This window comes from Brachybacterium sp. (assembly GCF_052095815.1).
In the GTDB taxonomy this organism is placed as follows: Bacteria; Actinomycetota; Actinomycetes; order Actinomycetales; family Dermabacteraceae; genus Brachybacterium.
This window is the reverse complement of record NZ_JBQDLF010000006.1, coordinates 65855-80830: the sequence shown is the minus strand read 5'-3', so window position 1 is coordinate 80830 and position 14976 is coordinate 65855. Positions and strand designations below refer to the sequence as shown.

11 protein-coding genes are annotated in these 14976 nt (G+C 69.8%); 4 read left to right on the top strand and 7 right to left on the bottom strand.

Annotation, left to right across the window (positions count from 1 at the left end; genetic code table 11):
* Nucleotides 1-85: 85 nt before the first annotated feature.
* The 5 genes from ACTH43_RS04235 to ACTH43_RS04215 all read right to left on the bottom strand — a co-directional run bounded on the left by ACTH43_RS04235 (nt 86) and on the right by ACTH43_RS04215 (nt 5754).
* The gene (locus tag ACTH43_RS04235; RefSeq protein ID WP_441443676.1) at nt 86-1696 is read right to left on the bottom strand and encodes a hypothetical protein; all 1611 of its coding nucleotides are present in this window, start codon (nt 1694-1696) and stop codon (nt 86-88) included.
* A 79-nt stretch (nt 1697-1775) separates the two neighbouring features.
* Entirely contained in the window at nt 1776-2378 is a 603-nt protein-coding gene (locus tag ACTH43_RS04230; protein WP_441443675.1) for a YesL family protein, read from the bottom strand.
* Nucleotides 2379-2385: 7 nt separating this feature from the next.
* Nucleotides 2386-3396, bottom strand: a complete 1011-nt coding sequence (locus ACTH43_RS04225) for a carbohydrate ABC transporter permease (protein WP_441443674.1) — start codon at nt 3394-3396, stop codon at nt 2386-2388.
* Nucleotides 3397-3400: 4 nt separating this feature from the next.
* On the bottom strand, nt 3401-4282 hold the full coding sequence (locus ACTH43_RS04220) for an ABC transporter permease (RefSeq protein WP_441443673.1): 882 nt from the start codon (nt 4280-4282) through the stop codon (nt 3401-3403).
* Between the two features lie 782 nt (nt 4283-5064).
* On the bottom strand, nt 5065-5754 hold the full coding sequence (locus ACTH43_RS04215; RefSeq protein ID WP_441443672.1) for a DUF4194 domain-containing protein: 690 nt from the start codon (nt 5752-5754) through the stop codon (nt 5065-5067).
* 162 nt (nt 5755-5916) lie between these two features.
* Between ACTH43_RS04215 and ACTH43_RS04210 the strand changes: the two genes are divergently transcribed.
* Both ACTH43_RS04210 and ACTH43_RS04205 read left to right on the top strand, forming a co-directional pair.
* Nucleotides 5917-7668: a hypothetical protein gene (locus tag ACTH43_RS04210; RefSeq protein WP_441443671.1), complete on the top strand. Its 1752-nt coding sequence runs from the start codon at nt 5917-5919 to the stop codon at nt 7666-7668.
* Between the two features lie 117 nt (nt 7669-7785).
* Nucleotides 7786-8154 carry an MGMT family protein gene (locus ACTH43_RS04205; protein ID WP_441443670.1) on the top strand — a complete coding sequence of 123 codons (369 nt, stop codon included), beginning with the start codon at nt 7786-7788 and terminating at the stop codon, nt 8152-8154.
* A gap of 144 nt (nt 8155-8298) precedes the next feature.
* Here the strand turns inward: ACTH43_RS04205 and ACTH43_RS04200 are convergent, their stop codons facing one another.
* Together ACTH43_RS04200 and ACTH43_RS04195 are read right to left on the bottom strand one after the other, a co-directional pair.
* Complete coding sequence (locus ACTH43_RS04200) at nt 8299-9828, bottom strand: DUF3375 domain-containing protein (protein ID WP_441443669.1); 1530 nt, start codon at nt 9826-9828, stop codon at nt 8299-8301.
* 138 nt (nt 9829-9966) lie between these two features.
* Nucleotides 9967-10329: a hypothetical protein gene (locus ACTH43_RS04195; protein ID WP_441443668.1), complete on the bottom strand. Its 363-nt coding sequence runs from the start codon at nt 10327-10329 to the stop codon at nt 9967-9969.
* A gap of 249 nt (nt 10330-10578) precedes the next feature.
* On the opposite strand from ACTH43_RS04195, the gene ACTH43_RS04190 reads away from it, so the two are divergent.
* On the top strand, nt 10579-11898 hold the full coding sequence (locus ACTH43_RS04190) for an MFS transporter (protein WP_441443715.1): 1320 nt from the start codon (nt 10579-10581) through the stop codon (nt 11896-11898).
* A 61-nt stretch (nt 11899-11959) separates the two neighbouring features.
* On the top strand, nt 11960-14976 hold a 3017-nt coding region (locus ACTH43_RS04185), incomplete at its 3' end, for a glycoside hydrolase family 2 TIM barrel-domain containing protein (protein WP_441443667.1).

Genomic DNA, 14976 nt, shown 5'->3' with positions numbered 1-14976 from the left:
AGCCAGATCACGCTGGCCGCGCACCCCGGGGCCGCTCCGTCCGCGCACCCCGGGCCGCCCTGTGCAGGGAGGCCCGGGGGCCGGGTCACTGCCTGCGGTCGTACGCCGTCTGCTGGATCTCCAAGAACTCGCTCAGCCCGATGCTCTCGAGGGTCTCCACGAAGGTGCCCCACTCGGACAGCGGCAGCTGGCCGGTGATGAAGCCTGCTCGCGCCTCGCCGAGGTACTTGCCGATCTCGGTGCCGACGGTGCCGAGCACGTCGGACTCCTCCGGGGTGAAGGTGAAGGCGGACCACACCTCGGGGATCGCGTACGGCTCCATGGCCTTCGAGCTCTCCATGGCCTGCGGCATGCTCTCCACGCCCCCGAACCAGCGCTCGGTCACCCAGCCCGGGTAGCTGCCGCCCATGAAGATCGAGTGCGGCTTGAGGCCGTCATCGACGGACTGTCCCTCGGTGATCTCGGGCAGCAGCTTGTACTCGCCGTCCACCTCTTCCCAGCTGTCCCCCTGGTTGCCGAGGAAGAACTGACGAGCACCCTCCTCGCTGTACCAGTAGTCCATCCAGCGGGCGAGCGCCACGGGATGCTCGCAGCGGTCGGTCATCACGAAGTGGCCGATCGAGGCGAGCTCGGAGCGCACCGCGTGCCACACCGGGGTCTCCCCCGCGCTGCGGGTCAGCGGGGGGACGACGACGTACTTCTCGCCCTCCTCGCCGAAGTATCCGGCAGGGGCGGGCGTCCCGCAGGCGGCCACGATCCCCTCGCTGCCCTGCGCGGTGAAGGTCGCCCGGTCCGAGGAGAAGATGTCTGCCGGGATCAGTCCCTTGCTGTAGAGCCCGTTGAGGTACTCCATCATCTCGCGGTAGCCGTCGGTGATCGGGAAGTAGCGCACCTTCCCCGTGTCCGGATCCAGATCGATCTGGCCCCCGGCGGTGCCCTGGTTCGCCACCCCGAAGGCGCCGTAGAGCGTCGGGTAGGTCTCCCCCAGGTTCACGGGGTCGGTGAGGCCGATCGCGCCGTCGATCGTGTTGACGGACTCCTCGAGATAGGCCTCGAACTCCTCGGTCGTCTCCGGCACGGCCATGCCGAACTGGTCCAGCCAGTCCTGCCGGGCCCAGAGCTTGAACATGTATCGCAGGCCCAGGAAGCTCGGGTCGTAGATCTGGGGCGTGGAGTAGATGTTCCCGTCCGGGAAGGTCAGACCCTCCCGGATCTGGGGGCTCTTCTCCATCAGCGCGGTCAGGTTCGGCATGTGCTGGTCGAGCAGGTCGTTCAGTGCGATGAAGGTGCCTCGCTCCCCGTAGGTGGCGATGCCCCCGGTCCCGACCCCCGTGCGGTAGAACGCGCTGGGGTAGTCGCCGCTGCTCAGCACGAGGTTGCGGCGCTCGGTCGCTCCATCCTGGGGGACCAGGCCGAAGTCGATGTGGACGTTGGTGAGCTCCTCGGTCGCCTGGATGACGGAGACCTCGTTCCAGTCCTCTGCGGTGGTCGAGGGGCGGGCGCTGAGGAAGTCGATCGTGATCAGTTCGTTCGCGATCGGCATGCCCTCGGGGGTGATGTTCTCGTCGGGGTTCTCGATCTGGTCGAGGGTGTCGATCTCTTCGCTGTCGTCGCCGCAGGAGGCGAGGACCGCAGCGGAGGCGAGGGCGGCGCCTGACGCCAGCGCGGCACGGCGGGTGAAGGGGTGGTGGGACATGGTGCAGGGATCCTTTCGGGACGTGACTGAACCAGGCGAGTGACCAGTTCAGGGTTTGTGGGGTCGAGGGGTGGCAGGTTCAGGGGAAGGTGCGCCGCAGGCACCAGGCGGCGGCCACGAGAGGGATGCTGATCCCGCAGACGGGCAGCAGTCCCGGCCAGCCGCTGGCGATCAGCGCCACCGGCCAGGCGATCAGAGGAGCCAGCAGGCAGAGGGTCAGCACGGGGCGCCCGAGGCCGACCGCGAGCGCCGCGGTGAACACGACGGCCAGGCGCGGCGGGGCACCGTCGACCTCCCGCCCTGCGATCCAGAGCAGATGCGGCATCAGCGCGACCATCAGGAGCAGGCCCAGCAGCGCAGGCCCCTGCGTGAGTGCGGCCGGGACGGGCGGCAGGCCGCGCGAGAGCCACCAGGTGGCGACCAGAGCTCCGCACAGCGTGAGGGCGAGCAGGGTGACGGCGTTGGTGAGCCGCCAGCCCTGGCGCCACTGCTGCCACATGGCGCGGCCGATGGGCAGGTCCCTCTCGCCGCGCATCCAGCGCTGCGCCACTTCGAGCGCGGCGAAGGTGGCGGGGCCGACGCCGAGCACGATCCCGCCGGCCGCTGTGAGCCCGAGCCAGCAGGTGTTCAGCCACACCAGCCGCACCAGCCAGTGCAGGGCGCCGTCGAGGCGGGTCAGCATCGCGCCCTCACCCCTTGACCGAGCCGATGAGCACGCCCTGGGTGAAGAAGCGCTGCAGGAAGGGGTAGATCACCAGCAGCGGGAGCGAAGCGACGATCATCACCGCGTACTTGATCAGGGCGGCCAGTCGCTGCTGCTCGATCAGCGAGCCGGCCGCACCCGCCCCGCCCTGGGAGGTCTCCTGCGAGACCACCAGCAGCTCGCGCAGGACCAGCTGGAGGGTGTACTTGTCCCGATCGGAGAGGTAGATGAGCGCCTTGAAGTACTCATTCCACAGCCCGACCCCATGGAACAGGGCGAGCGTGGCGATGATCGGCGCAGAGAGGGGTATCGCGATGCGCAGGAAGATCTGGATGTCACCCGCACCGTCGACGGTCGCCGCCTCGGCCAGCTCCTCAGGGACGCTCTGGGTGAAGAACGCCCGGCCGACGAGGATCGACCAGGCCCCGGCCGCCCCCGGCACCACCACGGCCCAGATGGTGTCCAGCATGCCCAGGTCCTTGACGACCAGGTAGGTGGGGATGATGCCGCCCGAGAAGAGCATCGTGATCAGGATGTACCAGGTCACCCCGGTGCGGCCCGCCATATTCCGCCGCGAGAGCGCGTAGGAGCAGGGCAGCACGATCAGCAGGTGCAGGGCAACTCCGACGATCGTGTAGATGACGGTGTTGCGGTATCCGGTCCAGATGGACCCCTGGGAGAACACCCGCGCATAGCCGTCCAGGTTCAGGTCGACCGGCCAGAGCCACACCTGGCCCGTCTGCACGGCATGCGGATCGCTCACCGAGGCGATGAGCACGAACCACAGCGGATAGCCGATCACGGCGACCACTGCGAGCAGGAAGACGGTGTTGAGGCGGTCGAACCAGCGATCCTCGCGAGAGGTGAGCGGGCGCCGCTTCGGGCGCCGCGAGGCGGGGCCGGGCCCTGACGACTGAGGGCTCCGCACGGCCTGCGGGCTCTGCACGGTTTGAGGGCTCTGCAGGGCCTGCGGGCTCTGGGAAGGGGAGGAGGTCACGGGATCACCACAGGCTGTTCTCTGAGAAACGGCGGGCGAGCTGATTGACGCCGACCAGCAGGAGGATGTTGATGACGGAGTCGAAGAGCCCGACGGCCGCGGCGTAGCTGTACTGCCCCTCCAGGAGCCCGGTCTCGTAGACGAAGGTCTGGATGATGTCCGAGGCCTCGGCGTTGAGCGAGTTGTTCATCAGCAGGGCCTTCTCGAAGCCCACTGCCATGAAGCTGCCGAAGTCGAGGATGAACAGGATCACGACGGTCGGCATGATCGCCGGGATGTTGACGTGTCGGATCCGCTGGAGACGATTCGCGCCGTCGACCTGGGCGGCCTGATGGAGCTCAGGGTTCACACCGGAGAGCGCCGCCAGGTAGATGATCGTGCTCCAGCCCAGGGACTGCCAGACCCCCGACCACACGTAGAGATGCCGGAACCAGCCCGGATCCTGCATGAACTGGATCGGTGCGAGGCCGACCAGCTCGATGAGGTGGTTGACGAGCCCGAGGCGCGGATCGAGGAACGCGAACAGCATGCCGACGACGACCACCAGCGAGACGAAATGCGGCGCGTAGGTGAGCGTCTGCGCGAATCGCTTGAAGAGGTGGTTCTTCACCTCGTTGAGGGAGAGCGCCAGGATGATCGGGAGCGGGAACAGGGCCAGCTGGTAGAGGCTCAGGATCAGCGTGTTCCGCAGCAGGCGCCAGAAGTAGTAGGAGTCGAAGAAGCGCTCGAAGTGCTCGAGACCCACCCAGCGACTCCCCCAGATCCCGTCGGAGGCGATGAAATCGCGGAAGGCGATCTGCGCCCCGTACATCGGGACGTAGTTGAAGATCAGGAAGAAAACGACGGCGGGAGCGACCAGCAGATAGAGCTGCCAGCTGTTGCGCACAGCGCGCAGGACACGGCGCCTCCGCGGGGCCGCAACCGCCGGTCCCCCCGGAGCCGGTGGCCGCTCCACCTCCGGCGCTCCGGTGGCTGCGGCCACCGGTGGCGCGGTCATCGTTCGGGTCCTCTCACTGGACTGCCTCCTGCTCGGCGCTCGTCTCCCGAACGCGTCTCTCCACGGGGAATCAGCAGGCGTGGGAGCGCTCCCGTGAGGCCGCGGACCGAGGCGAGGATCTTCACCCGCATGGCGACCTTGGGGAGCACGTCGCGAGGGCCCGCCTTCCCGCAACCGGGCACGGCGGCACCCCACTGACCTGCTACGACAGTTATTCCACGAAGCAGTCGGCTCAACAAGAGGGTTTTATGAAATGGCCTTTCATATACACCCGCTGTTCATCGTCGACCCGGCAGAAGAGCGCGCAAGAGCGCCCCGCGGGGCGACGCGGGGAGGTGCGCAGAGGCGCGGGAGGGCCGGGGCGACACCGGGAAGTGCGGGGAGACGCCGGGCGGGCTGAGGCGGGAAGAAGAGGAGCGCAGCGGGGAGGACCATGGCCCGCGCGGCGCGGCGACAGGGCGTGAACGGTCGCCCTCGAGCCGCTCGGCAGTGGCACCCAGCGACTCGAGGTCCGGCACTGCGCGGCACCCCGCCGCGACACGCCCGACCGACCGACTGGCCGACCGGCTGACCGGCTGACCGGCTGACCGGCTGACCGGCTGACCGGCTGACTGGCCGACTGGCTGACTGGCTGACTGGCCGAGTGACCGGCCGACCGGCCGACCGAAGGGTCAGGCCTTCGTCTCGGCAGCCTCGTCCTCGGGGTCGTCCTCGGTGTCATCGCTGGGGTCCTCGAGACCGCTCACCCCTGCCTCGCGGTACAGGGCGATGAACTCCCGCGCGGTATCGGGGCCGATCATCAGGCGCAGCACGGGAGAGACCTCGTAGTCATCCCCCTGCTCGTCCAGCAGACCGGTGCGCTGAACCTTCGCGATCGAGGCCCGGACCTCCTTCGCGAATCCAGCCTCGTCGGTGGAGGTGGTGCGGCGGTAGGCGGCCAGCGCCTGCTGCAGCTCCGCCTCGGAGACGACGGTGCGCTGCCCGCGCGAGGACTGGGTCAGCAGCATCTGGCGCAGCACCAGCAGCAGCACCGAGTCCAGGCGATTCATGCCGGTCAGGCGGCGCAGGAGCTTCGGCGCATCAGGATCGTCCTCGCTCTGGCGCACGAAGGCGACCTGAGCGTCATCGTCGACGATCAGCTCGAGGAAGAGGTCCGCCAGCCGGGATTCGATCGCGGCGCGGTCACGCAACAGCTGGGCGTAGCGGTTGGCGTCCCGCCGACCGTCCAGGAAGGGTCCTTGGAGCAGGTGCACGAGCACCCGTCGGGACTCGTCGACCAAGGCGGTGCCGGAGGCGGAAGGGCTGCCGGCTTCGGCCTGGGGGAGGACGTCGGCATCGGTGCGGGTTACGGAGCTGCTCACGACCACGTACCTTACCGGGGCGGGATTCGTCGATTCCGCGCCGCCCGTCATGACAGTCGGCGGGAAATGCCCCCATGGCGGGCTCAGATCTGGTGCAATCGACCTACACGCTGGAAGACCTTCGTGCATCCGTGCGGAGGAGTCGACCGCAAGGAGCCGACCATGGAACTGTCCACGCCCGTCATCATCGGGATCGTCGTGCTGGCGATCATCCTCGTGATCGTGCTGATCGCGGTGGGAGTGATGGCCTCGAAGCGTCGCAAGGCGCAGCAGCAGGAGGAGGACCGGCGGCGTGCCGCGCAGCTGCGGGACGAGGCCTCGAAGCAGGAGCAGCTGGTCCAGGAGCGCGATCTGAAGGTGCGCGAGACCGAGCTCGAGGCTGACCGCGCGCGGCTGGAAGCCGAGCGGAAGGCCAAGGAGGCCGAGCAGGAGCAGCTGGCCGCCGAACGCCGCCGTTCGGAAGTGGAGCGAGAGCGCGCCGAGGTCGATCAGGAGCGCAGCACCGTGCAGGAGCGCCTCGCCGAGGCTGACCGCCTTGATCCCGACACCCCCGACGACGCCGCCCGGCGCGACCGTGACGGCTCCGCCGTGGCGACCGACGCTCACCGTGAGCATCGCGACGATCACGACGGCCGCAACGTTCGCGAAGACCATGACCGGCATGACGGTCATGACAGCCGTGACAGCCGTGACAGCCGTGACAGCCGTGACGGCCGTGATCACCACGAGCATCGCGAACACCGCGAGCACAGCGAGCACGGCGCGGGCCGTGACCGCGATGCGCACCGTGAGAGCGTGAACGGACAGCCCGACCATGGGCGCGAGGGTGTCCGCGAGGACCGGACTGCGGACCATGGTCGTACGACGCGAGATCCCGATCATGCAGCGCACGACCGCCGTGATAGCGATGATCGCCATGGCTCCGGTGCTGCAACAGCGGGCGCCGTCGGAGCTGGTGCTGTCGGCGCCGGTGCGGCTGGCGCGGGTATTGCGGGAGCCGCCGATCACGAGGACGGCACTGCGACTGACGACGCCGGTGCCCGCGGCGCGAACCATGGTCGTCGCGCAGCGCGCCCGGCTCATGAGGAGCCGCTGACCGGCGATGCACCGGACCGCACTCCGGCCGCCGCATCGACCCCTGAGACTCACGCGGTGGATGGGAACCGGGCAGGCACCGATCCCCGGACCTCGTCTGATACGAGCACCGGTGCTGGAGCCGGCCCCGCTGCAGGAGCTGGTGCAGGAGCAGGTGCAGGTGCTGGCGCAGGAGCCGCCGCAGGCATGGGCGCTGGCGCGGCCGGAGAACATGACCACGACCAGCCGCGTTCTGATGGAGGCTTCGGCCGCCCCGTCAACGAGGACCGTTTCGAGCAGCACTCCGACGTGTCCCGCACGGGACGCCAGGAGCACTCCGCAGGTGCCGAGCACTCGTACGAGCAGCAGACCCCGCCCGCGGAGCAGCAGTTCGGGCACTCGCGAACGTACGGCGAACAGCAGACCCCGCCGGCCGATCAGCAGTTCGGCCAGCACGACCGGCAGCACGATCAGCGCGATCAGCACGGTCAGCACGGCCAGCGCCATCAGGATGACCAGCAGTTCGGTCAGCATGACCAGCTGGGCGCTCAGCAGGACGTCCGCCAGGATCACCTGGCCGGACGGGACTCGCGCGTGCAGGACGGGTCGATGCCGCAGGACACCGCTGGCAGGTCGGACCACAGTGCGGCCCAGCCCGAGCACGGGGATGAGCAGGATCCGTTCTTCCAGCAGCAGCAGCGGCTGGAGGAGCATAACGGGGAGCTGCCACCGAGGGCGCCGGAGTACGGCGATCCGCTCGACCGCCCGCTGCAGGATGGCCCTGCCGACGGTCGCTCTGCGGAGAATGGCTCTGCGGAGGACGGCACGCACCGCGGCTGAGCACCGCGAGCACTGAGCCTGCCCTCGCGCAGCCTCAACCCACCGACGGCGGCCCGGAACCTCTTCTCGAGGTCCCGGGCCGCCGTCGGTCGTGAGGGCCGTGCCAGACTGACATCCATGCCCACCGGACCCCCGCGCGCGCGTTCCCGCATGGACGACATCACCGTCGAGCGGGTGCTGCGCGTGGTCGAGTCGATCCCTTCCGGGCAGGTCGCGGCCTACGGCGAGGTCGGCGCGATCGTCGGCGTCGGCCCCCGCCTGGTGGGTCGCATCATGCGCACCTGGGGCTCTGGCGTGCCCTGGTGGCGGGTGACCAGCGCCTCCGGCGACCATCCTCTGCTGGCTCGGGCCCTCCCCCATTGGGAGGCCGAGGGCATCGCGGTGGCGCCGCACGGTCGCGGCTGCCGGATGGCGGATTTCGGCGCAGATCTGGAGGAGCTGCGGGAGCGGTCCCGCGCCCTCCTCGCGGAGCTCGACGAGGCGTGATCACCGCTCCTCGCAGCCTCCCGCGCGGCGTGGAGGCCGACTCGAGGGGCCCATCCCCTCTGAGCTGTCGCCACGACCTCCGCGCAGCGACAGCTCAGAGGGGATGGGCTAGCGGAGGGAGACTCCTCGGGAAGCGCTCCCGGGTCACTCCACCGGGACGTCGCCCAGGAAGTAGAACGCCGGCACCTTCGCGGCGTAGTCGTTCCCATCGAGCTCCCGCCAGTTGACGACCTCGGTGGAGCCCTCCCGCTCCTGGGCATGCTGGGTGGCCAGGAACATCAGCCCGATCACGCTGGCGAGTCCCTGATCGGCGGGCTTCGCGCGCAGGATGTCGCCGATCGACGCCTGGCCGGAGAGGCCGCGCACCTCGTTGATGTCGCCGGTGAGGCCCACGATGTCGATGTCGTTGGTGCGCACCAGGTCCGCGAGCACCTCGACGCTGAGCGAGGTGGCGTCGTGCACCTCGGCCTCTGCGGGGGCGCCGGGGTCGGTGGGGTCCTTGAGGCGATGCTGGGACACCGAGTTCATCAGCACCCGCGAGAGGTCCAGCTCGAGCGGGAACGGAGTGCGGGTGGGGACCTGGTCCTTCTGCGCGAGCGCAATGCCCTGCGCCTCCTGGAGCGCCTCGAGCATCACCCGGTGCTGGCGGAAGTCCTGGGAGCGCACGAAGCGGGCGAGGGAGCGGTACAGCTCCGTCTTGACGTCCAGCACCTCCTGCGCGGGGTCGTAGAGGTCGCTGAACACGTTGGCGAGCTTCTCGCGCTCGTCGCGTCCCAGCGAGCGGGCGAAGTCGCGCTCGAGCAGCCGGTCCACCAGCTCCTGCGCGGTGCGGGTCTGGACCGGGTCGTTGAGCATCCGGAAGAAGGCGGTGAAGGTGCGGCCCACCGAGGACTGACCGAGCAGGTCGTCACCGGCCAGCAGCTGCTCGAGGATCTCGCCGCGCGAGCCTTCCGGAGAGAGGATCTGCTCGCGCAGCCGCAGATCGACGGCTCGCAGATCTTCCCGGTACTGGAGGAAGTCACCGGAGAGCTCCGCGGCGATCTGCAGGATGTCCCGCAGGCGGTCGCCCGAGACCTCGGGGCTGGGCAGCATCAGCTCGCCCTCGGCGAGGTCTCTGATCTCTGCCTCGATCCGCTCCCGGCGGCGCTGGAGGTCGGCCAGGCGCACATCGCGGTCGGTCTCGGTCTCCTGCGCGAGGTGCTCGAACTGCTGGACCACCAGCTGCAGGCGGGACTCGGTGGTGGTGGGCCGATGTTCCTCGAGCGAGGCGATGAACTGGATCGCGTCGATCGTCGCCGGGGACGGCTCGAAGGTGGTCTCGGTGCGCTGCGGGTCATCGCGGCGGGTCAGATAGCCCTCGCGCACCCAGCCGTCGACGTATTCCGCGGCGGTGCGACCGATGCGGCTCTCCGCCTCGAGCTCCGGCGCCGCCGGGATCTCATCGTCGTGGAGGAGGGGCAGGTGCGCGCCGACGCGGGCGATCAGCTCGCTGCGCGGGAGCCGACGGTCACCGGCGGGGAAGGTGGACTGCAGGATGGCCAGGACGGCAGGCGCCTTGGTGGCAGCGAGCAGTCGCCAGGTGCTGGCCCGGCGCAGCTGCTCGTACGTCTCTTTGCGCGCGGACACGGCATCGCTGCGGCGGTCGGTCCACCGGTTCGGCTCAGTCGTGGTCACGAGGGGAGAGTCTAGCGTCGCCGGCCGGCGGTCCCGGGAGCGGACAGGGAGGCCGGCGGTGAGGTGGGGCCGATTCCGGCCTCGGTGGGCGCGGCGCGCAGCGTGGCAACGACGTCGAGTCGGTCCGCGGTCTCGCGGTCAGCGCCCCTCGACGTGCCTGAACTTCTCCCATGCCGATTGGCGGGCGACGCCGAGCCCGGCGCCGATCGACTCCCATGACGCGCCTCGCTCTCGCATGTAGGCGACCAGGTCTGCCTGGAAGCGCTCGAGCTGAGGGCGCTGCCGGGTGACCCCGCGGAGCATTGTGGTCAGCTCCTCCTCGGTGAACTGCTCGAAGGCGACCGTGGCGACCTCGGTGCCGGATTCGAAGGAACGGGCCGCTTCCCGCGCGCAGTCACCGCAGATCATCACGCCGAGTCCGCCGAGGAGAGGACGCTCCCGAGTGCTCGGGAGCCCGCAGAAGCCGCAGTGCATCTCGGAGGTCCCGCCTGGTCCGCGCATGGCCCGAGTCTAGAGCGACCCGCCCGCCCCGTCCCCGCTGCGGCCGGGATCGTCGGCGGGCAGGTTCTTGCGGACCGGAGGTGCGGCTATCGGGACATGCAACCGACGGGATCCGCCGGGCCGTTGCATGTCTCGACCCGGCCCGCCTCGTCAGGCTATCCTGACACTGCAGCCGTCAGGAGATCCTGACATTTGTGGTGGCATCCGCGGCGGACGCCCCGACCCCGACCACCGGAAGCGACGGTGACCATGCGCCGGATCCTGATCGCCACTCTCGGCGAGTCCACGGGCGATGACGCGATCCGCACCCTGTTGCCGTTGATCGCGGTGACAACACTCTCTGTCGGCGGCGGACTGCTGGGGCTGCTGAACGCTCTCCCATTCCTCTGGTACCTGTTCGCGCACCGCCAGATCGGCGCCTCGGTCGATACTCTCGGTCATCGGCGTGCGGTGATGCTCGGCAACAGCCTTCGGGTCCTCACCGTGAGCGTCCTGATCCTGCTGCTGGCCACGGGCCAGCTCTCGGTGCTCGTACTGCTCCTCCTGGCCGCAGCGATCGGGCTGGGCGATGCGCTGTTCACCACTGGGCACAGCGCGATGGTCCCTGCGGTCGTCGGTCGCGATCGCACGGCTGACTGCTACCGGCGCATCGAGACGGTCAGCGCGGTCACCCGCGTCTCGAGCCCGGCGGCGGTCTCCGCGCTGCTGCGCCTGGCGGCCCCCGCGATAGCGCTGGGCCTCGCGGCGATCGCGTATCTGCTCAGCCTGGTCACGCTCGCCACCCTGCCGCGTTCGGCAGTGCACGACGCACCGCCGACCGCGAATCCCGAGACGATGGACGCCCCGCCGTCCGACAGCGCGACGCCGACGGCGGCGCCCGCGGCTTCGCGGTCGGCGCGGACGGTGCGCCGGGTGCTGACCACCTACGGCCTGGCCCACCTCACTCTGGCCACCTCGCTCCTGAATGCCGCGGCCATGGTCTCGGGCACCGCCCTGGTGCTCTTCGCGCTGGAGACCTTGGGACTATCTGTATCGACGGTCGCCCTGTTCACCGCCGCTGGGGCGTTCGGCGCGCTCCTCGGCGCCATCGGCTCTGCACCGCTGCTCAGACGCCTTGCCACCGGCTCCGCGAAGCTGTTGACCACGGGAGGCGTCGCGCTCAGCAGTTTGGTGGCCCCCGCCGCCCTGCTGGCGCCGGCTGGGCAGGCGGTACTGATCGGGGCCGGCGAGCTGATGGTCGCAGCATGCGCGACGGCATCGATGATCGTCGGCTCTGACGTGCCGGCGCGCCTGATCCCGCAGCAGCAGCTGGGCAGGGCGTTCGCCGCGATCCGGTTGCTCACGATCGGCGTGATGCCGGTGGCGAGCGTACTCGGCGGCCTGCTGATCGCGGCGACCTCACCGGCAGCGGCACTGCTGGTCGCGGCCGCCATCGCCGCCCTCGCCTGCCTTCCCGCCACTTGGATCCGGCACTGGTCCCCGCCAGCTGCAGCCGAAGAACCGGGCCGAAGCCCTCGAACTCTGCTCAGCCCACTCGACTGCCCACCCCGGGAGTACACTTCCTCGTGAACGTTCACGAACCCGGTCTGCCACTCGCCGACAGGCCTCGAGACCAGGAGACGCCTCACCGATGAGCACCCCGCTGCCCTCCACCAACAGCTCCGTCCGCACCGACCGCTGGTGGGAGGAGCTGCCTGCGGGCCGGAAACGACTGCGCGGCCGCGCCCATCTGCACACCGACGCCCCCGAGCTGAGCCTCGACGGGACCTGGGATTTCCGCTACGGCACCCGGGCGGACGGCTCGGGTCTCGGCGAGCCCACCGAGATCGAGGTGCCGGGTCTGTGGCAGCTGCAGGGCCACGGCGCCCCGCAGTACACCAACGTCATCTACCCGATCCCGCGGGAGATCCCGCATGTGCCGGACGAGAACCCCACCGGGCACTACTCGCGCCCGCTTACCGTCCCCGCCGACTGGGCCGAGCAGCTGGCCGCCGGCGCACGCGTGCTGCTGCGCTTCCAGGGCGTGGACTCCGCGGCGAAGGTCTGGATCGACGGCGTCGAGATCGGCGTGACCGCCGGCTCCCGCCTCACCCAGGAGTTCGATGTCACCGAGGCCCTCTCCTCCCCCGCTGAGCAGGGCGATCACCGCGAGCATCGCCTGGAGGTCCGCGTGGTGCAGTGGTCGGTGAACACCTACGTCGAGGACCAGGACATGTGGTGGGCGTCGGGCATCTTCCGCAGCGTGGATCTGCTGCTGCGACCGGTCGGCGGGATCCACGACCTGGTCACCATCGCGGACTTCGATCCGGAGACCGGCCTGGGCACCCTGAGCGCGACCGCCTACGACGCGGACGGCCAGGAGGTCGTGGCGAGGATCGAGGTCCCCGCACTCAAGCACTCCGCCTCCACCGGCGTGGATCCCCTCAGCCTCAGGAAGGTGCGGCCCTGGTCTGCCGAGGATCCTCACCTCTACGACGCCACCGTGCGCACCGACACGGAGACCATCTCCCTGCGCGTCGGCTTCCGCCGGGTCGAGGTGGACGGGGAGATCTTCCGCGTCAACGGTGAGCGGATCGTCTTCCGCGGCGTGAACCGTCACGAGGCGGATCCGCTCGTCGGCCGCGCCCAGCAGCTGGAGAACCAGGATCTCGATGTTGCGCTCATGAAGCAGCACAACCTCAACGCCGTCCGCACCTCCCACTACCCGCCGCACCAGCGATTCCTCGAGGTGTGCGATGAGGCGGGGCTGTACGTCATCTGCGAGGGTGACTTCGAGACTCACGGCTTCCACGCCGATTCCACCTGGGGCGAGGACGGCACCGGCGCAGCCGAGGGCCCGGCCCAGAACCCGCTGTTCGAGGAGTCCCTCGTGGAGCGCTCGGAGCGGTTCGTGCGCCGCGACCGCAATCACGCCTCGATCATCATGTGGTCGATCGGCAATGAAGCGGCCAGCGGCCCGGTCACCGAGGCGATGGTCGCGGCGGTGCGGGAGACCGACGCGACCCGTCCGGTGATCTACGAGCAGGACTATGCCGCGGAGTACGTGGACGTGTTCTCGCTGATGTATTCCTCCATCGAGGAGTCCGAGCAGATCGGGCAGCGGGAGCTGTCCAGCAAGTACCAGGACAAGCTCACCTCGATGCTGCGGAGCTTCGCACTGGACGTCCCGGACGGCTATTTCGCGAATCCGCCAGCACTCACGAAGCCCTTCCTGTGGATCGAGTACGCCCACGCGATGGGCAACGGCGCGGGCTCGCTCAAGGAGTACATGGAGCTCACCGAGCGCTACCCGGCGCTGCATGGCGGCTTCATCTGGGAGTGGATCGATCACGGCCTGACGACCACCGACGCCGAAGGCAATGAGATCTACGGCTACGGCGGCGACTTCGGCGAGCGCCTGCACGATTCGAACTTCGTGGCCGACGGGCTGGTGCTGCCTGATCGCACTCCCTCCCCGGCCCTGCTCGATGCCAAGCACCACTACTCCCCCGTCGGCCTCGAGGTCTCCCCCGGGAACGTGCGGATCACCAACCGGTATGCCTTCTCGGATCTCTCCCCCCTGCGCGCCGAGGTGTCGCTGGATGCCCAGGCGAGCTGGCAGGAGCTCGAGCTGCCGCAGATCGCGCCCGGTGAGAGCACCGAGGTGCCGCTTCCGGAGCACGACGGGGCGAGCACCACGGTGCGGCTCAGCACGCGCGAGGCGCAGGGTCCGGTCCCGGCCGGGCACCTGATCGTCTCCGCGGATCACGTCGACACCGAACGGCTGCGCGGGGACGTCGAGCGCCTGCGCACTGCGACCAGCCCGTCGGCCGCCGCGAGTGTCTCCCCGCAGCGGCATGCGGACGGCTCCTGGTCTCTCGGGCCGGCCCGCTTCGATGATCTGGGGCGGCTGGTGGCGCTCGGCGCGCTGGAGATCGAGCACGCGGGGGTGGATCTGTACCGCGCGCCGGTGGACAACGAGCGTGCCCGCACCCGCGCCCCGCTCGAGGCCCGCTGGAAGCGGATCGGCCTCGATGTCGCACGGCGCCGCCTGGTCGACATCTCCGCGGACCCGGACGACGGCGAGACGCTGCGGGTGCGCAGCCGGATCGGGCTGGACGGCTCGGCGCTCGGGGCCGACGTCACCGAGCGCTGGCGCGGCGATGCGGACGGCCTCGACGTGGACGTGACGGTCTCGCCCTCGTCGTTCTGGCCGGGCGATCTGCCGCTGCCGCGCATCGGCTGGACCTTCGCCCTGCCCTCGGCCCCCGACCAGGTGGAATACGAGGGCTACGGCCCGCAGGAGTCCTATCCGGATACCGGCGGCGGCACCACCTTCGGCCGCTGGGCCTCCTCGGTCGAGGATCTGCAGGTGCCGTACGTGTTCCCGCAGGAGAACGGGAACCGGGCCGGGGTGGTCCGCGCAACGCTGAGCGGGGGCCCGCAGGGGCTCGAGCTGCACGCCCCGGACGGCCTCGGGCTGGCGGTGCGTCCCTGGTCCAGTGCCGAGCTCGATGCTCGGGCGCACGACGGGGCGCTGCGTCCCGACGGCCGCACCTGGGTGACGCTCTCCGCGTCGCTGCATGGCGTGGGATCGGCGGCCTGCGGTCCGGAGCCGCTGCCGCAGTACGTGCTCTCCGCCCGAGAGGAGAGCTTCCGGTTCCGCCT

Bases quoted from the DNA above. Each gene is read 5' to 3' on its own strand.
- ACTH43_RS04235 (WP_441443676.1), bottom strand. From the start codon at position 1,696: ATGTCCCACCACCCCTTCACCCGCCGTGCCGCGCTGGCGTCAGGCGCC.
- ACTH43_RS04230 (WP_441443675.1), bottom strand. From the start codon at position 2,378: ATGCTGACCCGCCTCGACGGCGCCCTGCACTGGCTGGTGCGGCTGGTG.
- ACTH43_RS04210 (WP_441443671.1), top strand. From the start codon at position 5,917: ATGGAACTGTCCACGCCCGTCATCATCGGGATCGTCGTGCTGGCGATC.
- ACTH43_RS04205 (WP_441443670.1), top strand. From the start codon at position 7,786: ATGCCCACCGGACCCCCGCGCGCGCGTTCCCGCATGGACGACATCACC.
- ACTH43_RS04195 (WP_441443668.1), bottom strand. From the start codon at position 10,329: ATGCGCGGACCAGGCGGGACCTCCGAGATGCACTGCGGCTTCTGCGGG.
- ACTH43_RS04190 (WP_441443715.1), top strand. From the start codon at position 10,579: ATGCGCCGGATCCTGATCGCCACTCTCGGCGAGTCCACGGGCGATGAC.